Source organism: Faecalibacterium sp. 9, from assembly GCF_048320955.1.
GTDB lineage: Bacteria > Bacillota > Clostridia > Oscillospirales > Ruminococcaceae > Faecalibacterium > Faecalibacterium wellingii.
In genome coordinates this window covers 582,509-603,898 of sequence record NZ_JBLWGB010000002.1, presented here as the reverse complement: position 1 = coordinate 603,898, position 21,390 = coordinate 582,509, and the positions used below count along the sequence as shown (strand labels likewise).

General features: G+C 57.7%; 29 protein-coding genes and 1 tRNA gene. 24 read left to right on the top strand and 6 right to left on the bottom strand.

Annotation, left to right across the window (positions count from 1 at the left end; genetic code table 11):
• Positions 1 to 6 precede the first annotated feature (6 nt).
• The 24 genes from ACKXF9_RS11665 to ACKXF9_RS11550 all read left to right on the top strand — a co-directional run bounded on the left by ACKXF9_RS11665 (position 7) and on the right by ACKXF9_RS11550 (position 17,168).
• On the top strand, positions 7 to 1,416 hold the full coding sequence (locus ACKXF9_RS11665; protein WP_418266293.1) for a hypothetical protein: 1,410 nt from the start codon (positions 7 to 9) through the stop codon (positions 1,414 to 1,416).
• Complete coding sequence (locus tag ACKXF9_RS11660) at positions 1,388 to 2,668, top strand: hypothetical protein (RefSeq protein WP_418266292.1); 1,281 nt, start codon at positions 1,388 to 1,390, stop codon at positions 2,666 to 2,668. The genes ACKXF9_RS11665 and ACKXF9_RS11660 overlap by 29 nt, the downstream gene beginning before the upstream one ends.
• Before the next feature lies 1 nt (position 2,669).
• Positions 2,670 to 2,828, top strand: a complete 159-nt coding sequence (locus tag ACKXF9_RS11655; RefSeq protein ID WP_371292921.1) for a hypothetical protein — start codon at positions 2,670 to 2,672, stop codon at positions 2,826 to 2,828.
• Positions 2,829 to 2,908: 80 nt separating this feature from the next.
• Positions 2,909 to 2,985, top strand: a tRNA-Trp gene (locus ACKXF9_RS11650).
• A 93-nt stretch (positions 2,986 to 3,078) separates the two neighbouring features.
• Positions 3,079 to 3,624 carry a phage scaffolding protein gene (locus tag ACKXF9_RS11645; protein WP_418266291.1) on the top strand — a complete coding sequence of 182 codons (546 nt, stop codon included), beginning with the start codon at positions 3,079 to 3,081 and terminating at the stop codon, positions 3,622 to 3,624.
• Between the two features lie 35 nt (positions 3,625 to 3,659).
• On the top strand, positions 3,660 to 4,526 hold the full coding sequence (locus ACKXF9_RS11640; protein ID WP_418266290.1) for a hypothetical protein: 867 nt from the start codon (positions 3,660 to 3,662) through the stop codon (positions 4,524 to 4,526).
• 12 nt (positions 4,527 to 4,538) lie between these two features.
• Positions 4,539 to 4,913, top strand: coding sequence for a hypothetical protein (locus ACKXF9_RS11635; protein WP_418266289.1), 375 nt, complete (start codon positions 4,539 to 4,541; stop codon positions 4,911 to 4,913).
• Positions 4,907 to 5,239 carry a hypothetical protein gene (locus ACKXF9_RS11630; protein ID WP_418266288.1) on the top strand — a complete coding sequence of 111 codons (333 nt, stop codon included), beginning with the start codon at positions 4,907 to 4,909 and terminating at the stop codon, positions 5,237 to 5,239. The genes ACKXF9_RS11635 and ACKXF9_RS11630 overlap by 7 nt, the downstream gene beginning before the upstream one ends.
• Positions 5,232 to 5,540, top strand: coding sequence for a hypothetical protein (locus ACKXF9_RS11625; protein ID WP_418266287.1), 309 nt, complete (start codon positions 5,232 to 5,234; stop codon positions 5,538 to 5,540). The genes ACKXF9_RS11630 and ACKXF9_RS11625 overlap by 8 nt, the downstream gene beginning before the upstream one ends.
• Positions 5,537 to 5,890 (top strand): hypothetical protein, encoded by a 354-nt coding sequence (locus ACKXF9_RS11620; RefSeq protein WP_418266286.1) that lies wholly within the window; start codon positions 5,537 to 5,539, stop codon positions 5,888 to 5,890. Before ACKXF9_RS11625 ends, ACKXF9_RS11620 begins: the two co-directional genes overlap by 4 nt.
• A gap of 19 nt (positions 5,891 to 5,909) precedes the next feature.
• Entirely contained in the window at positions 5,910 to 6,515 is a 606-nt protein-coding gene (locus tag ACKXF9_RS11615; protein WP_418266285.1) for a phage tail protein, read from the top strand.
• On the top strand, positions 6,512 to 6,787 hold the full coding sequence (locus tag ACKXF9_RS11610; RefSeq protein ID WP_298637691.1) for a hypothetical protein: 276 nt from the start codon (positions 6,512 to 6,514) through the stop codon (positions 6,785 to 6,787). Before ACKXF9_RS11615 ends, ACKXF9_RS11610 begins: the two co-directional genes overlap by 4 nt.
• Positions 6,788 to 6,936: 149 nt before the next feature.
• On the top strand, positions 6,937 to 7,143 hold the full coding sequence (locus ACKXF9_RS11605) for a hypothetical protein (protein WP_298637690.1): 207 nt from the start codon (positions 6,937 to 6,939) through the stop codon (positions 7,141 to 7,143).
• A 5-nt stretch (positions 7,144 to 7,148) separates the two neighbouring features.
• The gene (locus tag ACKXF9_RS11600) at positions 7,149 to 10,235 is read left to right on the top strand and encodes a phage tail protein (protein WP_418266284.1); all 3,087 of its coding nucleotides are present in this window, start codon (positions 7,149 to 7,151) and stop codon (positions 10,233 to 10,235) included.
• Entirely contained in the window at positions 10,201 to 11,082 is an 882-nt protein-coding gene (locus tag ACKXF9_RS11595) for a hypothetical protein (RefSeq protein WP_418266283.1), read from the top strand. Before ACKXF9_RS11600 ends, ACKXF9_RS11595 begins: the two co-directional genes overlap by 35 nt.
• Positions 11,075 to 12,088, top strand: a complete 1,014-nt coding sequence (locus ACKXF9_RS11590) for a Gp37-like protein (protein WP_418266282.1) — start codon at positions 11,075 to 11,077, stop codon at positions 12,086 to 12,088. Before ACKXF9_RS11595 ends, ACKXF9_RS11590 begins: the two co-directional genes overlap by 8 nt.
• Entirely contained in the window at positions 12,085 to 13,395 is a 1,311-nt protein-coding gene (locus ACKXF9_RS11585; RefSeq protein ID WP_418266281.1) for a hypothetical protein, read from the top strand. The genes ACKXF9_RS11590 and ACKXF9_RS11585 overlap by 4 nt, the downstream gene beginning before the upstream one ends.
• Positions 13,396 to 13,412: 17 nt before the next feature.
• Positions 13,413 to 13,583 (top strand): hypothetical protein, encoded by a 171-nt coding sequence (locus tag ACKXF9_RS11580; protein WP_418266280.1) that lies wholly within the window; start codon positions 13,413 to 13,415, stop codon positions 13,581 to 13,583.
• A gap of 34 nt (positions 13,584 to 13,617) precedes the next feature.
• On the top strand, positions 13,618 to 15,654 hold the full coding sequence (locus ACKXF9_RS11575) for a hypothetical protein (protein WP_418266279.1): 2,037 nt from the start codon (positions 13,618 to 13,620) through the stop codon (positions 15,652 to 15,654).
• Positions 15,655 to 15,669: 15 nt separating this feature from the next.
• Positions 15,670 to 15,909: a hypothetical protein gene (locus ACKXF9_RS11570; protein ID WP_418266278.1), complete on the top strand. Its 240-nt coding sequence runs from the start codon at positions 15,670 to 15,672 to the stop codon at positions 15,907 to 15,909.
• 23 nt (positions 15,910 to 15,932) lie between these two features.
• Positions 15,933 to 16,346, top strand: a complete 414-nt coding sequence (locus ACKXF9_RS11565; protein ID WP_418266277.1) for a YcbK family protein — start codon at positions 15,933 to 15,935, stop codon at positions 16,344 to 16,346.
• Between the two features lie 10 nt (positions 16,347 to 16,356).
• Complete coding sequence (locus tag ACKXF9_RS11560; RefSeq protein ID WP_418266276.1) at positions 16,357 to 16,629, top strand: hypothetical protein; 273 nt, start codon at positions 16,357 to 16,359, stop codon at positions 16,627 to 16,629.
• Positions 16,630 to 16,632: 3 nt separating this feature from the next.
• On the top strand, positions 16,633 to 16,899 hold the full coding sequence (locus tag ACKXF9_RS11555; protein ID WP_418266379.1) for a hypothetical protein: 267 nt from the start codon (positions 16,633 to 16,635) through the stop codon (positions 16,897 to 16,899).
• 2 nt (positions 16,900 to 16,901) lie between these two features.
• Positions 16,902 to 17,168, top strand: coding sequence for a phage holin (locus ACKXF9_RS11550; RefSeq protein WP_418266275.1), 267 nt, complete (start codon positions 16,902 to 16,904; stop codon positions 17,166 to 17,168).
• Between the two features lie 328 nt (positions 17,169 to 17,496).
• Here ACKXF9_RS11550 and ACKXF9_RS11545 read toward each other — a convergent pair whose 3' ends face one another.
• The 6 genes from ACKXF9_RS11545 to ACKXF9_RS11520 form a co-directional block, all read right to left on the bottom strand.
• Entirely contained in the window at positions 17,497 to 17,757 is a 261-nt protein-coding gene (locus tag ACKXF9_RS11545) for a hypothetical protein (protein ID WP_390573997.1), read from the bottom strand.
• A gap of 4 nt (positions 17,758 to 17,761) precedes the next feature.
• Positions 17,762 to 19,132: a PBSX family phage terminase large subunit gene (locus ACKXF9_RS11540; RefSeq protein WP_418266274.1), complete on the bottom strand. Its 1,371-nt coding sequence runs from the start codon at positions 19,130 to 19,132 to the stop codon at positions 17,762 to 17,764.
• On the bottom strand, positions 19,122 to 19,334 hold the full coding sequence (locus tag ACKXF9_RS11535; RefSeq protein ID WP_156069978.1) for a hypothetical protein: 213 nt from the start codon (positions 19,332 to 19,334) through the stop codon (positions 19,122 to 19,124). The genes ACKXF9_RS11540 and ACKXF9_RS11535 overlap by 11 nt, the downstream gene beginning before the upstream one ends.
• 62 nt (positions 19,335 to 19,396) lie before the next feature.
• Positions 19,397 to 20,236 (bottom strand): hypothetical protein, encoded by an 840-nt coding sequence (locus tag ACKXF9_RS11530; RefSeq protein WP_418266273.1) that lies wholly within the window; start codon positions 20,234 to 20,236, stop codon positions 19,397 to 19,399.
• A gap of 15 nt (positions 20,237 to 20,251) precedes the next feature.
• The gene (locus tag ACKXF9_RS11525) at positions 20,252 to 20,722 is read right to left on the bottom strand and encodes a capsid assembly scaffolding protein Gp46 family protein (RefSeq protein ID WP_418266272.1); all 471 of its coding nucleotides are present in this window, start codon (positions 20,720 to 20,722) and stop codon (positions 20,252 to 20,254) included.
• 270 nt (positions 20,723 to 20,992) lie between these two features.
• Positions 20,993 to 21,268, bottom strand: coding sequence for a hypothetical protein (locus ACKXF9_RS11520; RefSeq protein ID WP_418266271.1), 276 nt, complete (start codon positions 21,266 to 21,268; stop codon positions 20,993 to 20,995).
• Positions 21,269 to 21,390: the final 122 nt, after the last annotated feature.

Below are 21,390 nucleotides of genomic sequence, written 5' to 3'. Positions count from 1 at the left end.
AGCATCATGCAGATTTTGAATTTTGGCCGTGTGGACGGCCTGACACCGGAAGAACTGGCACAGCTGCAGGAATTGACCAATATTTATAACACCCACCAGGGCAACAATGTTATCAAGGACAAATACTACGAAGGTCATATCACACTGCAGGATGTCAGCCTTGGTATCGCTTTGCCGAAAGGATTGAGCAAACTGGAAGTAGGCTGCAGCTGGGGACAGAAAGCCGTGGATGCATTGGCCGCACGCTCCATGTTTGACGGCTTTGTGGGCAGCGGCGGCAATCTGGACAGCCTTGCCCGGCTTGTAAAGGATAACCGCCTTGTGGCCGAGTACGCCAAGGCCTGCAGGGACGAGCTGAAGTACGGCTGCGTGTTTGCCACCCTTTCCAAGGATTCGGACATCGGCTGCCGCATCCGTTTTAATTCTCCTGCCACCGCAGCTGCCTGCTGGAATGGTGAGAAAGGTCGCATCGACTATGGGTTTTCCATCATCGACACTGCACAGGATGAATCTGTTGCTGATGTCTGGAATCCATCCCTTGTGAACTTTTACACTGACGATGCAACCATTGTGTTAAGCCTGGAAGGCGGCATCTGGACGGCAAAGCGGTATCCGAACCGGATGAAGCGTCCGTTGATGGAACCGCTGATCTGGAATGCGACCAACAATAAACCCTTTGGCCGCAGCCGCCTGAAACGCCCCATCCGGGCATTGATCGATGATTATGTGCGTACAGCCGCCAACGCTACCATTGCGCTGGAGTTCGACACCACCCCGCAGAAATACATTCTCGGTGTGACGGATGAACAGTACGATGCTATCACTGCCGATAAGTTTAAACAGTATGTCGGCGCAATCATCGCAGCCACCTCCAACCCGGAGACCGGCGAAAACCCGGAGTTCGGTCAGCTGGCGCAGGGCAACCTGCAGCCCCATGTGGAGAAGATGCGCATGACGGCCACCCAGTTTGCAGCGGCCACCGGCCTGACTGTCACCGACGTGGGCGTGGTGAACGACGCCAACCCCACCAGCAGCGATGCCATCCTTGCTCAGAGCCAGACGCTGGTGCTGCTGGCCCAGCAGCTGAACACCGGCAACGGCGACGCCCTGCGCACCATTGCCTGCATGGCGCAGGCCGTGGCACGGGGCTGTGAGCTTTCTGATCTGACCGAAGAAGAGACCGGTATCATGGCGCACTTTAGAAATCCGGCCATGCCCAGCGTGGCCGTGACGGCAGATGCCGCTATCAAGATCGCATCTGCCCGGCAGGAGTTTGCCGGGACGGATACCTTTCTGGAAATGATTGGCTTCGATCAGGCGGACATCCGGCGCATCAAGGCACAGGAGCAGCGCCAGCGTGGCCAGAAACTGCTGATGGAGATGGAAGATGCAGATCTCAACGAAAACGTGGAATGAGTACATCACCCGGCTGTCCCGGCTGAACCAGAAAGCCGGGCAGCTCATGCGGGAATACATAGACGCCCACGGCACTGCCGACACGGACGACCTTGTGGCCTACGCTTACGGCCTTGTGACGAAATACGGCGAGGGCAGCACAGAGCTGGCCTGCCAGATGTATGAGGCACTGGCTGAGGCGCAGGGCGTGTATGTGCCCGCCGCAGAGCCTGCTGAGACCGCCAGCTACAGCGAGGTGGCCCGCATGGTGAACGCTACCAAGGACCAGAACCCGGCCAATCTGCCAAACGGCGTCAGCCGTCTGGTCAAGCGTGCCGGCGCGGACACCACCCTGAAAAACGCCATTCGCGACGGCGCGGAATGGGCATGGGTGCCCCATGGTGATACCTGCCCTTTTTGCATCACACTGGCGTCCAACGGCTGGCAGAAGGCCAGCAAGAAACTGCTGAAGGGCGGCCACGCGGAGCACATCCACGCCCATTGTGACTGTGAGTTTGCGGTGCGGTTCCGTTCCGACACCACTGTGGCCGGGTACGATCCGGACAAGTATTACCGGCAGTACCGGGAAGCGGGCAGCGACATCAACAAAATGCGCCGCATTGATTACGCCGCCAACCGGGAGCGCATCAATGCACAAAAGAGGGCGGCGTATGCAGCGCAGGCATACCGTAAGGATCTGGGTGCAGCAAGTAAAATCACACTGACCCGCAGAACGGAAGCTGTTGAAATCTCTGTGAAGCAGGTCGAATCTTACAAAACGTCGGTTTTTGTTTCAGATAAAGCGTCTATCAAGCCCAAGGCGCTGCATGAGGTCAACCAGAACACAGAACACGCATTGACCGACTGGGGCGTAAGCATTGACCGCAAGCCTAAAATCGTGATCGTCAGTGATGATGAATTGCGAGGTGCACTGGGCATTTACGACCCCTGTGAGAATATCGTTTACTACGCTGAAAGCATCGGCAAGAAGGCAGTGCAGGAAGCATCCGGCGGTGCTGGTGCCGTTGAAGCTCATGAAATGTGGCACATGAAGCAGGCAGAGGATTTCCGGCAATCCGGCTGGACGATCACCCGAGAAAATCGCGGGGAGTATCTCGATGTTCTGTGCAAAAAGTGCAAGGAACGCATTGACAAACTTGGCATTACGCGCGATAATGTAGGAGAAATCAGCAAATATGCTGCTGATATGTATTTAGGCGACCGCTTTGATGAAGTCGAGGCGGAATTTATGTCGTTAAGGAGGCGAACGTAACATGTGCATATTGGGTTATCCCCCGGAAATTCAAAAGTTAGTCGATACGTTTGATCCTTACCGTACAGCGATTCTTGAAAAAGACTTTTCTGCTGTTCCAGAGGAAGCGTTGAAAGCGTATCATAAATTTAAAAACTGGGCCTGGGAACAGGAACAGTAATTGAACCACGATGCACATGCACCGTGGTTTTCTTTTGCCCACGTTTAAGCACGATGCAGTTTTGCACCGTGCTTTTTTATGCCGCTTTAGCTCATGTTGGAAGAGCACCGGTCTCCAAAGCCGGAAACGGCAGGTTCGATCCCTGCAAACGGCGCCATGCGGCGGGCGGCGCGTATCCCGCCCACGACCGGATCACTGACAGAGAACAGTGTAAAAAACTGAGGTCTCACACACGAAAGGAGTTTCCACCATGAAGCGTGAAGACGTGAAGAACAAGATCCCCGGCATCACCGATGAACAGCTGAACTGGATCATGCAGGAGAACGGCGCAGACATCAACCGGGAGAAGTCTGCCGCCACGGCTCTGCAGGCCCAGCTGGACAACGCAAACGCCCAGCTCAAGACCGCACAGGACGGCCTGAAAGCCTTTGACGGCGTGGATGTGGCAGGCCTGCAGGAGCAGGTCACCAAGCTGAAAGCCGACATGAAGGCGCAGGCCGAGGGCTTTGCCTTTGATAATGCCCTGAATGCCGCCATCATGAGCAAGAAGGGCCGCAGCGTCAAGGCGGTGCGTGCTTTGCTGGATCTGGACGCCCTGAAGGGCTCTGCCGACCGCAGCACCGACATCGGCAAGGCGCTGGACGAAGCCGCCAAGGCGAACCCGTGGGCGTTTGGTGAAGGTCAGGCTGCCGGATATCCCATCCTCAAAGACGGCGGGACCCCGAATCACGTTCCCAGTCAGCCGGACGGCGTTCTGGCTGCATTTACAAAGCTGAATCCGAATCTGAAAGTTTGATCCGTGCGCTCTGCACGGAGAAAGAGAGGTATCTTATGGCACACGCAAATCAGGAGCGCTGGGCTTCCCTTGTTGACGCAAAGCTGCGCAACACTCTGGTGACCCGCGATAATCTCATTTTCAACAGCCGCTACGAAGGCGACCCTACTTCCGGCAAGGTAAAGATCCCGGTGCGTGACACTGAGGTTTCCGTCAAGGAGTACAACAAGGCCACCGGCGTGGACGCGGAAGTCGGCACCACCACTTATCTGGACCTGAACATTGACCACGATGAAGCCGTAAACGAGCTGATCGATGGCTACGATGCCGCAAGCGTGCCGGACGACATCGTGGCCGACCGTCTGGACAGCGCTGGCTACTCTCTGGCTCTGTCCGTGGATAAAAAGTCCATCGACGCACTGGAGGGTGCTGTCGGTGCTACCATCAGCGCTACCAAGACTGCCGCAACTGAGACCAATGCCTACAAGCTGGCACTGGAGGCAAAGCGTGTCCTGGGCCGTAAGGGCGTGCCCAACGAGGGACGTTTCCTCATTGCATCCCCCGAATATCTGGAGGTTTTGATGCTGGATGAGCACTTCATCAAGCAGGGCGACCTGTCTCAGGAGCTGGTGCAGCAGGGCGTCATTGGCCGTATCGCCGGTTTCAATGTGTTCGAGTCCAACAATATGGATTACGAATCCACTACTCGTGTGGGCAGCAAAAAGACCACCACGGAATTCATCGCCGGACACCCCAACTGGTGTCACCGCGTCATGGAGTGGCAGACCCCGGTGCACCTGCAGGACCTGTCCGGCTCCGGCAAGTACATCGGTGCATCCGCTGTGCAGGGCCGCAAGGTGTATGGTCTGAAAGTCTCCAAACCTCAGACTCTGTACATCAAGCGCACCGAGGCTGCCGTCTGATGAGGTGCCGCCATGCTTTATGCCGAAGTGCAGGATGTGGAAGCTGGTTTCCGCGCCTTGTCCCGAGACGAACAGACACAGTGCGCTGCCCTGCTGAGCGAAGCTGCCGTGATCATCGACAGCTACAACCCGGATGCGGGCGAAGACGCCAAGCGGGTGGTCTCCTGCCGGATGGTGCGTCGTCAGCTGGGCGAGAGCGACAGTGAGGGCGGGGTCTCCTTTCCCATGGGCTCCACGCAAGGCACGGCCACGGCGCTGGGTTACAGTCAGAGCTGGACCATGAGCGGCGGCTCTGCCGGTGAGCTGTATCTTTCCAAGCTGGAAAAGAAGCTGCTGGGCGTCGGCAGCCGCATCGGGGCACACAGCCCGCTGGAGGACTTATGCTGAAAGGAATCGATCTCACTCTCTACGCCAAGACCCAGACCGGCGAGGACGATGCCCATAACCCGGTCTATGAGGAAATGCCCGTCACTGTGCACAATGTGCTGGTGGGCGAACCTTCTGCCGAGGAGATCACCACCGAGCTGCAGCTCACCGGGCGGCGGCTGGCCTATACGCTGGCCATCCCAAAGGGCGATGCCCACAGCTGGGAGGATGCAAAGGTGGAGTTTTTCGGCCAGACCTTCCGCACCTGCGGCGGCGTTGTGCAGGGCATTGAGAGCATGATCCCGCTGTGCTGGAACAAGAAAGTGCAGGTGGTGCGGTTTGAGTAAGGTCCGCATCGAGCTGAACAGCCCCGGCATCCGGGCGCTGCTGCGCTCCCCTGAAATGCAGGCGGTGCTCAAGGACCGTGCCGACACCGTGAAGGACCGCTGCGGCGATGGCTACGAATCCTACGTGGCCCCCACCCGTGCCGTGGCTGTGGTGGAGACCGCTTCCCGCAAGGCCTATGACGACAACTCGGCCAACAACACCCTGTTGAAAGCCGTTTCCGGCGGTCATGGGCAGGAAGGCGTGCATACGCATAAAAGGCTGAAGGACTGCAGAGCAGTCCGTTACAAGAAAAAGAAATGATCGAAGAACTGATTCAAAATTTTCTGTCCGAACGGCTGTCGGTGCCTGTCCGCCTGACGGTGCCCACACCGGCCCCGGACAGGTTCGTGGTATTGGAAAAGACCGGCTCCGGCTACGAGGACGGCCTGTATGCCGCCACGCTGGCCGTGCAGTCCTATGGCCCTAACGCCACCGACCATGACGGCACGCTGGATGCCTCCCGGCTCAATGAGGAGGTCAAGGCAGCCATGGAAGATGCTGCAGAACTGCCGGAACTTTCCAGCTGTGAGCTGAGCACCGACTATCGTTTCCCGGATACAACCCGCAAACGGCCCAGATATCAGGCCGTTTTTTCTATCACACATTACTGAACTGAAAGGAGCAACACACATGGCAAATGCAAAAAATGTCACCGCCGCAAAGCCCAAGGTGGGCGGTGCCGTCTGGCGCGCACCTCTGGGCACTCCGCTGCCCACGGATGCAAAGTCCAAACTGAACGAAGCCTTTGAATCGCTGGGCTACATTTCCAGTGACGGCCTGACCAACTCGAACTCTCCCAGCAGCGAGAACACCACGGCATGGGGCGGTGATACCGTGCTGACCCAGCAGACCGAAAAGCCGGACACCTTCGCCTACACCCTGCTGGAAGCCCTGAACCCGGCGGTGCTCAAGTCCGTCTACGGCGATAAGAACGTTGCCGGCACGCTGGAGACCGGCATCACGGTCAAGGCCAACAGCGACGAACAGCAGGACTGCAGCTGGGTCGTGGACATGGTGATGAAGAACAACGTGCTCAAACGCATCGTGATCCCGGATGCGGCAGTGTCTGCCGTGGGTGATATCGTCTATTCCAACGGTGCGGTGGGCTACAACACCACCATCACCGCGGTGCCGGACACCGAGGGCAACACCCACTACGAGTACATTCTGGGTGGCACTGCCGCCACCCAGTCTGCCGCCGAGAGCACCGCAGACAATAAGGAGGTAAAGGCATGATTGCAAAAACGGAATCCGGTTTTGAGATCGAGCTGGACGATGAAGCCATGAACGACGTGGAGCTGGTGGAGGCCATCGTGGAAATGGACACGGACGGTACCAAGCTGTTCTATGTGGCGGACCGCCTGCTTGGCAAGGAAGGCAAGAAGAAGCTCTACGACCACCTGCGTGACGCCAAGGGCCGCGTGCCGGTGGTTGCCTTTGGTGCAGCGATCGGTGAACTGATCCGCAGCTTTTCCGCAGGAAAAAACTCTGCATCCTCTCCGAACTGATCGCATCGGACGAGGATGCGCTGATCTGCGATTTTGCGCAGTATTACCACGTTCTGGATTGGCGCAGCCTGCCGCCGCGTCTGGCGGCCACCCTTGCTGCAGGTCTGCCGGAGAGCAGCCGCAGTATGCTGCGGCTGGCCGGGCAGCGGGTGCCTATAGAAGATCAGCTGCAGGCATCTGCTGCCGACACGCTGAACCGCATCGAGTGGTGGCTGCTGGGCAAGCCCGGCAGGCCGCCCAAGTCCATTCTGGAAGCTCTGACCGGCACAGGCTCCGGCAGCGACACGGAGGATGTGCAGAGTTTTGCCAGCCCGGAAGAATTTGAAGCGGCCATTGCTGCGCTGAAAGGAGGTTGATGGAGATGCCGGACAAAATCGAGATGGCGAAAGCCTATGTGCAGATCGTGCCGTCGGCAGATGGCATCCGGGCTGCACTGACTGACGTTTTTGACGAAGAAACGGACGGCTTAGGCGCAAAGGTTGGCCAGAGCATTGGTGCCAAGCTGGTCGGCACTATCAAAAAAGTGCTTGCCGCCGCTGGCATCGGCAAAATCATCAAGGATTCCATCGACATGGGCGGTGCCCTGCAGCAGAGCATCGGCGGCATTGAAACACTGTTCGGTGCAGGCGGCAAGAGCATGGAAGAATATGCCCAGTCCGTGGGCAAATCGGTGGATGCCGTTAAAGACGAATATGCATCCCTGATGCAGTCCCAGCAGACCGTTTTTGACAATGCAGCGCAGGCCTACAAGACCGTGGGTCTTTCCGCCAACGACTACATGGAGCAGACCACCAGCTTTGCGGCCAGCCTTCTTTCCAGCGTGAGCAAGGATACCAATGCCGCCGCCCAGCTTGCCAACATGGCCATGGTGGACATGGCCGACAACGCCAACAAGATGGGCACGAATATGCAGGATATCCAGAATGCCTATCAGGGCTTTGCCAAGCAGAACTATACCATGCTGGATAACCTCAAGCTGGGCTATGGCGGCACGCAGGCCGAGATGCAGCGTCTGCTGACCGACGCGGAGAAGATCTCCGGCGTCCATTATGATCTGGGCAATCTGGCTGACATGTACAGCGCCATCCATGTGATCCAGCAGGAGATGGACATCACCGGAACAACGGCGAGAGAAGCCGCAACCACCCTGACCGGCAGCTTTGCGGCCATGAAGGCAGCGGCGCAGAACGTGTTGGGCAATTGGAGCACCGGCGCAGACCTGACGGCACCCCTGCAGGCGCTGACCGATACGGCGCAGACCTACCTTGTGGACAACCTGCTGCCCATGATCGGCAACGTGCTGCAGGGCATCCCGCAGGTCATTTACGGCCTTGTGCCCGAAGTGGTGCAGACCGGCACCGAGCTTCTCGGCTCTCTGGCGCAGGGCTTCACGCAAGGCATCCCGGATTTTCTGGCGAATGCTCTGCCGCAGCTGCTTTCCTTTACAGAAAACCTGCGGGAAAATGCCGGGGAGTTCGTGAACGCCGGTCTGGACATGATCACCCAGCTGGCCAACGGCCTGATCGCGGGTCTGCCGGACCTCATCGCCTATGTGCCGGATATCATCATCAATATCTGCGGCATCATCAACGACAATATGCCGAAGCTCCTTGCAGAGGGCGTCTCACTGGTGGTGCAGCTGGGCGTGGGTATCGTAAAGGCTGTGCCCGACCTGCTGGCCAACTGGAAGAAGATCCTGCAGGCGGTGCTTTCGGTCATTTCTGCAGTGAACTGGCTGAACATCGGCAAGAACATTCTCACCGGTGTGGCCAACGGAGTTAAGAGCATGGGTTCTTCCATGCTGAATGCCTTCAAGGGTGGTTTTTCCAGCGCCCTGGCATGGATCAAGAGCCTGCCCTCGCAGGCGGTGCAGTGGGGCAAGAATCTGATCCAGAGCTTCATCAACGGTCTGACCGGCAAGGGCAAAGTGGCGGGTATCGCTACTGCAGCCACTGCCGGCTTTACCATCGCCGATGCTGCAAACCGTGACGAGCTGGCCGACTGGACCTCCGCCAACACCAGCCTTGCCGACAGCGCCCAGACCGTGGCGGATATCGCTATCCCGGCCTATACCAAGTCCGGCAATGCGGCAGCCACTGCAGGGAAAGCAGCGGGCACAGCCGCAAAGGCCGCCGCATCGGTGGTCAACTCTTACTCTGACACGGTGACCGAGGTGCTGGGCAAAGTGACCCGCACCACCCAGACCGTAAACGAGGAGCTTTCCAACGGAAAGAAGCAGCAGACCCAGACCATCACCGAGACCAGCCGTCAGCTGGTGAACGGTGTGCTGAAGGATATCAAGACCGTCACCAGCATTGCTGCCGATGGCAAAAAGACCGTCAAGCAGACCATGGAGACGGTGCGGGAGATGGCCAATTCGGTCACATCGACCTTTGACACAGTGGTAAATGGCATTGCTACCAGCACCAAAACCATCAAGGAAACACTGACCGACGGCACCGAGACCACCAAAAAGGTGATCACCGAGACCTTCAATAAGGTGGTGGACGGTGCCCTTGTGGTGGTCGAGCGGGTCAAGAACATTGCCGCCGACGGCACCGAACAGGTGGCCGAGACCATCAAGAAGGCCAGTGCCGACAGTTTTTCTGGCCTTGTAAAGGGCTGGCAGGGCGAGGCTGACAAGGGCGTGCTGGGCACCTTCGGCACGTTGTACAAAGCCGTGAAGAGTCAGGACTGGCTCAGCGTCGGGCAGTGGGTCATTTCCACCCTGTACAACGGTCTTGCACCGGAGACCAAGCTGCTGATCGACGACTTCGGCAAGAATCTGATCCAGCAGGTCAACGGTTTTCTGGGCGAGGGCATCAGCCAGCTGGCCAATGGCGCGTGGGACCTCGGCACCCAGATTTTCGACGGCCTGACTGGCGGCTTTGGAGATGTGGTCAGCCAGTTCTCCGGCCTGGGCAGCACACTGCTGGACATTTTCGGCGGTCTGCAGGGGCCGCTGAGTGCGGCAGCGCTCGCCATCAGTCAGGGCCTGCAGGGCGGTCTGATCTCTGCATTCCCGGAGATCCTGGCTTCGCTGGGCGGCCTGATCGGTGCCATCGGCGGCGCGTTCGTGGCAATGCTGCAATCCATCGGCATGGCGCTGCTGCCGACCGGATTCGGGACCCCGAAGGGCCTGCTGATGATCGCAGCGGGCGTTGCTCTGGTGGCTGCGATCGCGGCCATCGTTGCATCGCTCGGCGGTGCCTTCAAGAAAAAGAGCACACCCGGCACGGGAAGCTCTTCCAGTAGCGCCGCAGGCAGCACCATCACCGAGGCTTCCAGCAGCCTGTGGGACTACGAGAAGAAAACGCCGCTGCCCCAGCGCACTCAGCGGCCCAATATCGAAGTGAACCAGTACATCTACAGCAAGGCGCAGACAGCGGCGGACCTGATGCGCGAAGCACAGTATGAGCAGGAAAGGGCGGTGCTGCAGGGTGTTTGACGCTGTTTTTACCTCCAGCACCGGACAGAGCTTTGCCTTTGGCTACAAGGCCAGCGTGCTGTGGAGCTGTGACCCGCTGGGCGACCTGCCCGTGGATCTGGAAACCAGTCAGGGTTATCAGCAGGTGGGTGCTCCTGTGGAGAGCCGCAGCATTTCCGGCGTCACCCGCACCATCACCGGGCGTATCCTGCGCAATGCCGATTACTGCAAGCGTCAGCTGCGGGACGTGTTTGCGCCGGGCGTGACCGGGCGTTTCACCGTGGCCGGGAAATACTGGTGTGACGCCGAGGTGCAGCGCTGTCCGGCCATCAGCGCGGCGCTGCTCTGGCCCGCCTTCAGCTTTCAGCTGTACTGCCCCAACCCCTATTGGCACAGCGTAGAGGAAACGCTGGCCGCGACCATCAAGGTGACACCTGTGTTCCGCCTGCCGGTGTGCTACGACGCGCACCAGTTCGGCATCCGGGAGCAGGCCGATTATATCCGCATCGTCAACAGCGGTCTGGATACCCAGAACTTTCGGCTTTCACTGTCGGCCAGAGGGTCCGTGGTCAACCCCGGCGTCCTTAACCCGGAAACGGGCGAATACCTGCGCTTTGTTACGACCCTGCAGGACGGCGACGAGCTGCAGGTCTACCGCGAAAACGACCTGCTGCGGGTCCAGCAGCTCATTGACGGCAAAGCCTACGACGTGCTCTCCATCCTTGACGGAAGCAGTACCCTTTGGACGGTGTATCACGGTGCGCAGGCATGGCAGCGCACCGCAGAATCCGGCGACGGCTGGCTTTTCCTGACGCTGACCATGCACGCAGCGTATTCCACCATCATCACGGAGGGTTCCAATGGCTGAGATCATTTCTGCACTGACAGCATCCGGGCACAAGAGCATCTGCGTCTATGATATCAGGCTCAATCTGCTGGGCCGCATTGAAAGCTGGGTCTCGCTGGTCTGGCCGGAACGCTACAACGTCTATAGCGACACCCAAGGTGCACAGCTGGAGCTGCACGACACGACCGCTTTGCAGGCGCTGTGCCGCCCGGACCGGTATCTTTGGCTGGTGGGCAGCGACCGGCTCATGCGCATCGTGTCGGCCCAGAAATCCGACCACAAGCTGGTGATCGCCGCAAAAGACGCGGCCTGCATTCTGGATGAACGCGGTCACACGGACACCCTGAGCAATTTTGCCGCAGAGGAAACGTTGCGAAGTCTGGTATCCAGTGCTGTTGCGTGGCCCTGCCTTGAACTGGGCGATGCTGTAGGACTGACGGACACCTACAGCGGCGAGGTCAAGCCCGGCAGCCTGTTGAAGCTGGTCGAACAGGTGTGTCAGGAGCTGGACATCGGCTTCCGGGTGCGGTTCGATCAGCCGGAAGCGAAACTGCTGTTTGAGCTGTTCCGGCCAAAACTCGACCCGAACGCCCGGTATGCGCCGCAGTACGGCAACCTGACTGACCTGACCTATACCGAGAGCATCACGGACTATAAAAACGTGTGCGTGGTCGTTGGCGCGGAAGGCACCGCCACCGTGGGTGCAGCGGAGAACACCGGCTCTGCCCGGCGGGAGCTGATCGTGGATGCTACCAGCAAAAAGAAGGAAGGCGGCCAGTCTCAGGCGGACTATCTTGCCGCCCTGCGCGCACAGGGCGAGCAGGAGCTTGCCAAACATACCCGGCTGGAAAACTTCCGCTTCACCCCCACCGGCAGCATCACGGTGGGCATGGTGGTGGAGGCCAGCCTGCCCGGAACGGACATTCAGGCCGCTGCCCGCATTACCTCTGTGACCCTGAGCTCCCAAAAGGGTGAAAACTCGGTCAGCACAGAGATCGGCACCCCGATCATCAGGAGGAAACAATGAGCATTATCACATATCCGCTGAACGGCGTGGTTTACAGCGCCGAGGACGTGGCCACCTACCTGTGCACCCGCACATCCGGCGTCTACTCCAAAGAGACCAACTTTGCTGTCAGTACCACCGGTACCCGGCAGATCACCGTTGCGCCCGGCCTTGCATGGATCAATTACGACGACTTTAAAGGCGTATCCGTGTGCAGTCGGGAAGAGAACGTTTTGACCGTCCCCGAAGCAGACAACACCCTCAACCGCGTGGATCGCGTCGTGCTGCAGTTTGACACCTCGGAGAATATCACGGCGATCAAGCTCAAGACCGGCACGCCTGCCGTGGCCGCACAGCCGCCCGATATCCTGCAGAACCATAATCAGTACGAGCTGGGCCTGTGCACCATTTCGGTGCCCGCAGGCTCCACCGCTGTCACCGCCGCCGACATCACCGACACCCGCGCGGACGAGGCCGTCTGCGGCGTCATGCGGGACGGCGTGACGGGAATCCCCACCGCACAGCTGCAGGCGCAGGTAAAGGCCATGCTGGACAGCCTGCAGGCCGAGGTGGACAGCAGGAGCTTTTACACCAAAGCAGAGGCCGATGCAGAGCACGCAAAGCTGCAGGAGCAGCTAAACAATATCGGCTCGCTAACGTCGAGGCAGGTATATTGCCAGAGAGTTGCAAAAAGCATGACTATCCCGGATGATGTTGATTATGTCGTTCTTACAAACTCTGACTGCACCACCATAGACAACACATGCGCTGTTGTAGCGCGCGGAGGCAGTGCGTATGCTACATATGATGGCAAAACCGACAAGATTAAATTTGGGGCAGATGGCACGCTGACTGTGACTATCACCAGCGGGTACTATTTTGCAATGTCAAACGTTCTCGGTTTCCGGTACGAGGTTTCTGCCGCATTCCCGTGCTTAATCGGTACAATTGTCGTTTATATCTCGGAGTGGAATGGTACTACATCGGACCCCGTGCCTGACGGCACTGATTTTATTACTTTTTCAGCAAACACTGTAGCAGACGCACGGGAGATCCCTATCAATCGGGGGCAATCCTATGCGTATAAGAATGGCCTGTCATTTAAGACCGACGGTACGATAGTAGCCAAGCAATACAGCAAAGGCGAATCTATTAAAGTCAACTGCTACAAGTACATGACTCCGAGCGAATGGAATGCGCACATGACCGAGTTGCAGTCCGCACAGGCCGACGCCGACGAGATGAACTTGGATCAGGCTTATCGCCTGACCCTTCTGGAGTTGAATGTCTCCGATACGGATGACACCGATAACGCTGATAACACCTGATAGGGAGGAAAAACATTATGTCTAAAGCAACGGAAATGGTTCTGTATCGCACCTGCAAGCGCATGATCGAGCGCGGCAGTACCGATGGTCTGGCGGAGAAGATCGATATCTTCTACGCCGCCAACAAGCTGACCGATGAGCAGTATGCCGAGCTGACCGAGATGCTGACCGAAAAGACCAGCGCCTGACCGAACCGAAACAGGACGCAGGAGGTGTTGTTTTATGATTGAGTTCCCCATCACGCTGACATCCGGCGGAAGCGTATGCCTGCCCGGGCGGGCATACGCGCTGGCCCTCGGCTACACCAAGAACCGGGGCGTGTACCGCCTTGCCGTCACCGCTTCCGGCGAGTGGGAAGGGCTGGCTATCCGCTGCTTCTGGCACGTCCCGGACGGTAAAGACCCGGCATCCTCGCTGGTGGACGGCTATGTGGACGTGCCCGCCAGCGTGACCGCACAGCCCGGAAGCGGGTGCATCACCTTTGAGGGCAGCGACGGCGCAAAGGTGATGACCAGCGCAGACCTGCGGTATCGTGTCAGCGCCAACTCCGGCACAGAGGACGGCACAGAGCCGGAACCGGGCACGCCTGCATGGCAGCAGCTGGTGGATGCCGTCCACGCCGATGCCACTGCCGCAGAGCAGGCCAAGGCCGACGCACAGACGGCAGCACAGCAGTCCGGGGCATCTGCCCAAAAGGCCGGGCAGGCCCTCTCTGACACCATCACCGCCAAAGAGGACGCGCTGAAAGCCATCGGTGACAAGCAGACCGCCGCCACGCAGGCTGTGGACGCGGCCCGGGACAAGGCCCTCGAGCAGGTGGAAGCCTCTACAGAAGCCGCCCAGACCGCCGCCAGTGAAGCCGCCACCAGTGCAGGCAGTGCCAGCCAGAGCGCTCAGGAAGCCGCTGGCAGTCTGCAGGAGCTCAAGAACGGCATCGCAAGCGGTGACTTCAAAGGCGAGCAAGGCCCTCAAGGCCCCATCGGCCCGGTTGGCCCGCAGGGTGAGCAAGGCCCTCAAGGCCCCACAGGCGCTACGGGTGCCACTGGCCCACAGGGAGAAACAGGCCCGCAAGGCAAGCAGGGCCCGCAAGGCCCTAAAGGCGAGACTGGCCCTGCCGTAGCACTGGACCCCACCCTCACCCACAGGGGCGAAGCCGCTGACGCAAAAGCCACAGGTGACGCGATCAGCGCAGTAAAGGTGAGGCAGAACATCTTCACAGGCAGTGAAACGGGCAACCCGCTCAGCGTTGACGACGCTTTCCCTGCACCCCTGTGCGGCCTGACCGTGTACGGTCGGAGCACGCAGGACGGCAAACCCACGCCGGATGCACCTGTTCCTATCGTGAGCGCAGGCGACGGTGGGAGTTTGACAGTGAAGGTGACGGGGAAGAATCGGATGCCGCCCAACCTGAAAGTGCATAACGTTGTCGAGTGCTTTGTTAAGAAAAACACACCGATAACTTTAGTATTCAAAGGCGATTTAGTTTCGCAAGGCGGAAACATCTTATTCTTTGACGAGAACAACAACGAAAACTGGTTTGGTATTGATGCGGGTAAGGCTGAACACCATATAACGTATCCAGTGGACGTAACAAAGTTCGAGTATCTGTTATCCAATATGGCCAGTGAAAACGTGTGCCTGACATGGAATGCATCATCTCCCGATTATGAACCCTACCGTGAACAGCTCCTCACGCTCCCCACTCCCACTGGTCTCCCCGGCATCCCTGTCACTTCTGGCGGCAACTACACTGACAGCACAGGCCAGCAGTGGGTGTGCGCCGAGGTGGACTTGGAAAGGAGTGTAAGGGTGCAGAGAATTGGCAAAGGGCGAGTTAACACAAGCAACGGTAATGTAAATGAACAGTATCGACTGGCTTTAGATGTTCCGGGAAATGAAGGAAAAGATGGTGCTTCTCCGTGCATTATAAGCATAACGCCTTACACATCGTGGACTTCCTGCGTTGCGGGCACTAAACTGTATCTTAAAAATATAACAAAATCTGAAGGCGGTTTTTATACTGCAGAAGAGCTGATAGCCTTAGCTATTGACGTTGATTTTGTGTATCAACTCGCTGCCCCCATCGAAACCCCGCTCACTCCTGCCGAGCTATCTGATTATAAAGCCCTCACTGCTTACGGCCCTGACACGGTGGTGCAGGCTGGTGACGGTGCAGGGATCAAGCTGGACTACCAGCGGGACGTAAATCTCGTCGTCAAAAATCTTGAGGACGCCATTGCGTCCATGACTACCACATAAGGAGGGGAAAAGCATATGGCTATCAAATCCAAAGCCCGGCACGACCTGACACTGCGCTCAATCAAGCGAGAAATCGCCGCAGGGCGCGACGTGGCATACTGGCTGGACAGGACGTATGTCCATCTGGACAGTGGCCTGCTGACGGAGGACGACATCGCAGAGGTGGAGATTCTGGCGCAGGCGTACTACGACGCGCTGGATGCGAAGGACAAGGCAGATCAGGAGCTGAAAGAGAACGTGAAAATCGGGGCCTGACCCCGTGAAAGGACGTGATACATATGGCAATCAAGCAGTATAGCCTGAAGAAGGACGGCGCAAAGCAGCTCTCTCCCGCGTTCCGTGTGCGGGAGTTCCGCTGCCGCGACGGCACCGACACCATCCTCATTGACGAGGGCCTTGTGGTGCTGCTGCAGTGCATCCGGGAGCACTTCGGTGCGCCGGTGGTCATTACCAGCGGCTACCGCACCGCCAGCCACAACGCAAGGGTGGGCGGCTCCAAATCCAGCCAGCACCTGCTGGGCCGCGCCGCTGACATTCAGGTGCAGGACACCGACCCGCTGGCCGTGGCCGCCTACGCCGAAAGCCTGATGCCCGGCTGGGGCGGCGTGGGCCGCTACCCGGTCAAGGCAGGCCGGGCAAAGGGCTGGGTGCACGTGGACACCCGCCCGAACAAGAGCCGGTGGACGTTGTGAGGGGGACAACATGGCAAGTTACCTGATCTCTGATGCACCTTATGCATCGTGGCTCTCCGAGGTATTAGCTACACTGGAAGAGCACAAAATCAGCAAAATCGCAGTAGCTGCGCCTTTGCCGACCGGCGAGGTGTTCACCGGCTATTTCGGTATGGACACGATGGACAAGGCGCTGATCGCAACGAACATCCAGGCCGACGCCACCATGGATGTGGTCTGTGCCAACGGCCAGCGCATCCAGCAGGCGTGGGAAGATGACGCTGAAGATGGAGAGGGGGTGTGACCGATTGAGAGCATTCTCGTGGCGCTGATCACCGGCGGGCTGAGCCTGCTGGGGGTCATTTACTCCAACAACCGCACCGCCCAGAGCATGGATGCAAAGCTGGACAAGCAGCAGGCCGTGACCGAAACGAAGCTGGAGGAGCTGACCCGCGAGGTGCGGGAGCACAACAATTTTGCCCGCCGCGTCCCAATTTTGGAAGAGCAGATGAAGGTGGTCAACCACCGCATCGCTGATTTAGAAGCAGACGAACACGAAAGAGAAAGGACCTAACTATGAACGCACACACCTACAACGCACCCACCATCTCCGCAGGCACCATTGCCCGCACCGCCTGCCTGCTGCTGGCACTGACCAATCAGGTACTGTCTGCACTGGGCAAGCCCGTGCTGCCCATCGAGAGCCAGACCGTGGAGCAGCTGGTCACCGCCGGCATCACCACCGTGGCCGCGCTGGTCGCGTGGTGGAAGAACAACAGCTTCACCACTGCTGCCCTTCAGGCAGACCAGACCTACGACAAGCTGAAGGCGCAGGGGAAGTAAGCCGCCCTGCCAAAAACAGCCATACATAGCAGCAGCCCCGGGGAGCCTGACGGTTCCTCGGGGCTGTTTTTGTTTGCAAGGCACTCACGCACTTACTCACGCACTTTTACATCTTACGAATGAGTGTTGATTTATAAAATGATATTAGTCAAAAGAAAATTGCCGTAGTTTTAAGGCTTTTTCGCTATCGTATTGCTCGTGAAATCATAAATGATGGTTCGACTCCCATCGCCTCCACCAGTAAAAAGCACCTAGATTCGTTGAAATCTAGGTGCTTTTCTTTACTTATACCACAGTATTTACCACACTTTTGATTTTCAGTGTGTTATCAACCTGGCTTTACCTCGATATGCCAGCTCTGTTTTTCAGGCGGCAGCGGTGCACTCTCTTTGTCGTGGTTCCAATGCCGGTCAACGTCGCACAGCTCCAAAAAGCCATCTTTCAGGCGGTAACAGGCTTCTTCATCCGGGGCAGTATGGCAGCAGGGGCATTGAAAGCTCTCGTTTTCCTCGCTGTCTCTCCATAGCTGCCAGTCATAGACAACAAAAGTCTTTTTGCAGTTCGGGCAGGTCAGGTGCATTTCCAGCATGGTTTTACGCTCCTTCGTTCTTGTTGAAGATAAGACGGTCAAGGCTATATGCGGTTGCGTCACAAGCATGATTGTCCCGATCTGGCACACTGGGCAGGAAGTTTCCGTCTTTGTCCGTGTCGTATTCATATTGTGAAAACTCGCGGTAGATGTTGGGGGTGCGCCGGGGATCAACTACAAGCGTCCGTTTTTGCAGCCACTTGATGCGGTAGTTCACACAGCCGGGGCGCTTGATGCAAGGGCGAGCCTGCAGGCCGTATTCCCGTAGATCGTGCACGCTCTTGGGTTCTGCACAGTCGCAATAAATAACCTGTTCCGGGGCCGTTTCTGCGCCTGTGATGGGGTTCTTCCGGGGTTCTCCCACATGGTCAAGGCCGTGTGCCCGGATCTCGGCGGCAAGGGCTTCATTTGACAGGCCGCGCTTGTAAATCTCATCCGCAAAATAGATGGTTTCGGTGCTGCGGTCATAGTACAGCGCCACAACGGCAGCAGGGTCAGACGCAAAGCCAAAATCACAGCCCACATAGCGGTAACACTGCATTGCAAGCTCTTCGTCCGCGATCTCTCGCACTTCCAGCGTGGTGAATACCTCGCCGCCGCTGCCTGTAGGGATGCCCAAATACTCATGATCGTACACCTTCGGGTTTAGGCTCTGGATGCGCAGGGCTTCGTTCAGAAACACCCCTCCCAGCCATTCCGGGGGCACCTGGGTGTAATCCGTGTGCAGGGTCAATGCTTCCTCGTTGGGCTGCTGGATGAACTTATTTGCCCAGTTGTTCAGGGACACAGGCGGGTTGAAGCTGCGGAACACCACAGGCTTCCCGCCACGGCCTACAGACTGCATCACGCTGCGGACAAAGTTTTCTCCGGGCAGCTCGGAAAATTCCTCGAACCACACCCACCGGAAAAAGCCCTTTGCAGGCTTGATAGACTTGATCTTGCTGTTATCGTCCAGCCCGCGAAAGATGATCTGTGCGCCGGTGGGCAGGTAGGTGCAGCGCATGGGCGACACGGTGCAGCTCCACAGGTCAGACACGCCCAGCGCGTCAATAGCCCACTGGATTTGTGCAAACACGGATTCCCTCAAGGTGCTGCCCCACCGCCTGAACACCACAGCAGAGCCGGTGCCGGTGGGGTCTTTCTGGATGCCGTCCACAATCTCCAACGACACAAAGGACGATTTGCAGGAGCCGCGTCCACCGGGAAGATTGTAGTAGGTGTGTGCATCGGCGGCTATATCCTCATGGATAGCATGGTATACAGCCGCTTCGTGCTCGGTGGGGTCGATGCCCTGCACGCGCTCAAACGTGGCAGCTCTGGCCGCTTTCCGGGCCTGTAGTGCCCGGATGCGCTTTTCCAGTCGGTCAAGCTCCATTCGCTTCCACCTCGTCAAGCAGCTTTTCCAGCTCTGCCAGTTTCTTCTGCTGTTCGTCAATGCGGATGCAGTTCAAAACGGCGTTGCAGCAATTTGTGATAGCCGTTGCCCGCTGCGGGTCGATCTCGTTATTCAGCAGCATATTTGCGATCTTGGACAGCGTGCGGCGTACCTCTGCGGGAGTTGAAAGTTTGATCTTCAAATATACTCACCTCGATACAAAAAGGGCGCACAGGTTGCCCCATGCGCCCAGATGATGCCATATCAGGCGATTGCCTGATAAAAAATCGCCTTGCTCTTGTTTTCCAAAACAAAGCAGTCGTAATAAATACGGCCCTCCACCAGACTACCGGACAGGAAAGGCGGGTCAAGGTGAATCTTGTACTCTGCCAGCTTGACCGGGGCCACGGTAGCCACGGGATGCGCGATCATGAAGCCGAACTTCTCGGGCAGGCGGTTGGACGCGATCTTGACCACATTCAGGCCGTCCAGCTGGGCAATAACGCCCTTCTTGCGCAGTTCTGCACCAATGTCCTGATTGTCAAAGGTGGCCTTGGACTGCTTCAGGAGCGTGTATGCGGTGGGGGTCAGAATAAGCACGCGGCCAGATGCGGGCACTTCTGCATCATCCATCTGGGCATTTGCCGTGATGATCTCGGTATAGATGTTTTCAGCGGTCAGGGCTGCGGCTTCCGGCTTAATGCCTGCATTTGCTGCCATCACGCTGTAAACATAGGAGTCGATCTCCGGGAACACCTTCTCACGCTGCTGGCGTGCCAGAGCGCTGGCGGCTGCAACCTGCATCTTGGTTTCGTCCGTGTCCATCTTGTCCACCTCGAACGTGAAAGAACGATCTTTGTTGATCGTGAATGTCTCGGTGGTGGCCTGCAGGGTGCTGATCGTGCCATACTGGGACTTGTTGCCGTCCAGAATGGGGCCGTTGCGGTTGAAGTCCTCCATATCGGTGGTTTTGACCTTATACAGCTTGATGGTCTTTGCGCCATCAAAATTGAAATCCTTGTTGGTCACAAGGCTGGTCTTGCTCTCGGAGTAAAACTGTTCATCGGTATATGCTTGGAACTGGGTTGCTAACTCAATAGCCATTTATGAAAACCTCTTTCAGTCTTTCAGACCGAAAGCCCGCTTTAACTCCGCGTCTTTATCCGTGCCGTTGGAAAGCCAGGTCGGCGGGGTGTCTACCTTTGCGCCGGTGGTCGTAGTAGTGACGGTGTACCCGTTGCCGGTGACGCTCTGCACCGCCTTTACCGCGGTCTTGAACGCTTCCGGGTCGCTGGTGTCCAGCTTATCCAGCAGCGCCGCGCTGATATGGTTATCAGACAGATACTGCTTGCAGGCTTCCCGTGCTTCCCACTGGTTGAAGCGCTGACTTTTGGCTTCCAACGCTTCCTCGCGGGCTTTCAAGTCTTTTTCTCGTGCGTCAAGGTCGCCCACGCGCTCGGCACTCTTGGAGCGCTCACGGGCAAGCCGATCGGCAACGATGGTATTTAGTTCGGATTGGGTAAACATCCGCTCAGAGCCGTTATTTTCGGCCTGCTGGGCGGCGCTGGGGGTAGGGTTGGGATTTTCCATTGATAGCACCTCATTTTCCGTATGAGTAGACGTAAAAAACAGCAGGCGGCAAACCTTATGCCGCGCATGGTGCACCGGAGAAAGGAAAAGCCCGGTGCAAGGGGGTGTGTCCGCTCCTGCAATGCTGGGCGCTCTGATCGTGGGTCATGGCACACCCACAGCCAGACCGTGCAGCAAAGAGCAGTCAGGAGCCGGACGGCGCTATAAACCGCCTGCTATGCTCAGTATACCACATTCTGTTGTAAAATGCAAATATAATGCTATGATATGTCAATTTGTTGCTGCATTGTGTTTCTGCTGGGACAACTGTAAACTGTATGCGCCGTAGCTCATGCCCATAGCGTCAGCCATAGCGGCCACTTCGCCCAGTGACAGCCGTTCGCCGTGTTCCAGATGATATGCAGCCCATGCCAGAGTTTTCACGCGGTTCCGCTCCCGTTCATCCTGGGCTTGCTTCATCTCGCAGTCAAGACAGCGGATTCCCGGTGCAAACTGGTACATCACAGCCCCACAGACAGGGCACTTCTTGAGCTTCTTCTTCGTCATGGTATAGAATGACCTCCGGCAAATAAAAAGAGCGTGCAGCAGCCTTTCCGGGGCTGTAACACGCTCTCAGGGGTGGGGGTGGTGCTCTGTACTCCACGCACCACCGATAAAATTTACTATTT

What these genes read in the sequence shown, in the direction of transcription:
- ACKXF9_RS11665 (WP_418266293.1), top strand. Translation starts at nt 7, where the DNA reads ATGCAGATTTTGAATTTTGGCCGTGTGGACGGCCTGACACCGGAAGAA.
- ACKXF9_RS11660 (WP_418266292.1), top strand. Translation starts at nt 1,388, where the DNA reads ATGCAGATCTCAACGAAAACGTGGAATGAGTACATCACCCGGCTGTCC.
- ACKXF9_RS11655 (WP_371292921.1), top strand. Translation starts at nt 2,670, where the DNA reads ATGTGCATATTGGGTTATCCCCCGGAAATTCAAAAGTTAGTCGATACG.
- ACKXF9_RS11645 (WP_418266291.1), top strand. Translation starts at nt 3,079, where the DNA reads ATGAAGCGTGAAGACGTGAAGAACAAGATCCCCGGCATCACCGATGAA.
- ACKXF9_RS11640 (WP_418266290.1), top strand. Translation starts at nt 3,660, where the DNA reads ATGGCACACGCAAATCAGGAGCGCTGGGCTTCCCTTGTTGACGCAAAG.
- ACKXF9_RS11635 (WP_418266289.1), top strand. Translation starts at nt 4,539, where the DNA reads ATGCTTTATGCCGAAGTGCAGGATGTGGAAGCTGGTTTCCGCGCCTTG.
- ACKXF9_RS11630 (WP_418266288.1), top strand. Translation starts at nt 4,907, where the DNA reads ATGCTGAAAGGAATCGATCTCACTCTCTACGCCAAGACCCAGACCGGC.
- ACKXF9_RS11620 (WP_418266286.1), top strand. Translation starts at nt 5,537, where the DNA reads ATGATCGAAGAACTGATTCAAAATTTTCTGTCCGAACGGCTGTCGGTG.
- ACKXF9_RS11615 (WP_418266285.1), top strand. Translation starts at nt 5,910, where the DNA reads ATGGCAAATGCAAAAAATGTCACCGCCGCAAAGCCCAAGGTGGGCGGT.
- ACKXF9_RS11610 (WP_298637691.1), top strand. Translation starts at nt 6,512, where the DNA reads ATGATTGCAAAAACGGAATCCGGTTTTGAGATCGAGCTGGACGATGAA.
- ACKXF9_RS11600 (WP_418266284.1), top strand. Translation starts at nt 7,149, where the DNA reads ATGCCGGACAAAATCGAGATGGCGAAAGCCTATGTGCAGATCGTGCCG.
- ACKXF9_RS11595 (WP_418266283.1), top strand. Translation starts at nt 10,201, where the DNA reads ATGAGCAGGAAAGGGCGGTGCTGCAGGGTGTTTGACGCTGTTTTTACC.
- ACKXF9_RS11590 (WP_418266282.1), top strand. Translation starts at nt 11,075, where the DNA reads ATGGCTGAGATCATTTCTGCACTGACAGCATCCGGGCACAAGAGCATC.
- ACKXF9_RS11585 (WP_418266281.1), top strand. Translation starts at nt 12,085, where the DNA reads ATGAGCATTATCACATATCCGCTGAACGGCGTGGTTTACAGCGCCGAG.
- ACKXF9_RS11580 (WP_418266280.1), top strand. Translation starts at nt 13,413, where the DNA reads ATGTCTAAAGCAACGGAAATGGTTCTGTATCGCACCTGCAAGCGCATG.
- ACKXF9_RS11575 (WP_418266279.1), top strand. Translation starts at nt 13,618, where the DNA reads ATGATTGAGTTCCCCATCACGCTGACATCCGGCGGAAGCGTATGCCTG.
- ACKXF9_RS11570 (WP_418266278.1), top strand. Translation starts at nt 15,670, where the DNA reads ATGGCTATCAAATCCAAAGCCCGGCACGACCTGACACTGCGCTCAATC.
- ACKXF9_RS11565 (WP_418266277.1), top strand. Translation starts at nt 15,933, where the DNA reads ATGGCAATCAAGCAGTATAGCCTGAAGAAGGACGGCGCAAAGCAGCTC.
- ACKXF9_RS11560 (WP_418266276.1), top strand. Translation starts at nt 16,357, where the DNA reads ATGGCAAGTTACCTGATCTCTGATGCACCTTATGCATCGTGGCTCTCC.
- ACKXF9_RS11550 (WP_418266275.1), top strand. Translation starts at nt 16,902, where the DNA reads ATGAACGCACACACCTACAACGCACCCACCATCTCCGCAGGCACCATT.
- ACKXF9_RS11545 (WP_390573997.1), bottom strand. Translation starts at nt 17,757, where the DNA reads ATGCTGGAAATGCACCTGACCTGCCCGAACTGCAAAAAGACTTTTGTT.
- ACKXF9_RS11540 (WP_418266274.1), bottom strand. Translation starts at nt 19,132, where the DNA reads ATGGAGCTTGACCGACTGGAAAAGCGCATCCGGGCACTACAGGCCCGG.
- ACKXF9_RS11530 (WP_418266273.1), bottom strand. Translation starts at nt 20,236, where the DNA reads ATGGCTATTGAGTTAGCAACCCAGTTCCAAGCATATACCGATGAACAG.
- ACKXF9_RS11525 (WP_418266272.1), bottom strand. Translation starts at nt 20,722, where the DNA reads ATGGAAAATCCCAACCCTACCCCCAGCGCCGCCCAGCAGGCCGAAAAT.
- ACKXF9_RS11520 (WP_418266271.1), bottom strand. Translation starts at nt 21,268, where the DNA reads ATGACGAAGAAGAAGCTCAAGAAGTGCCCTGTCTGTGGGGCTGTGATG.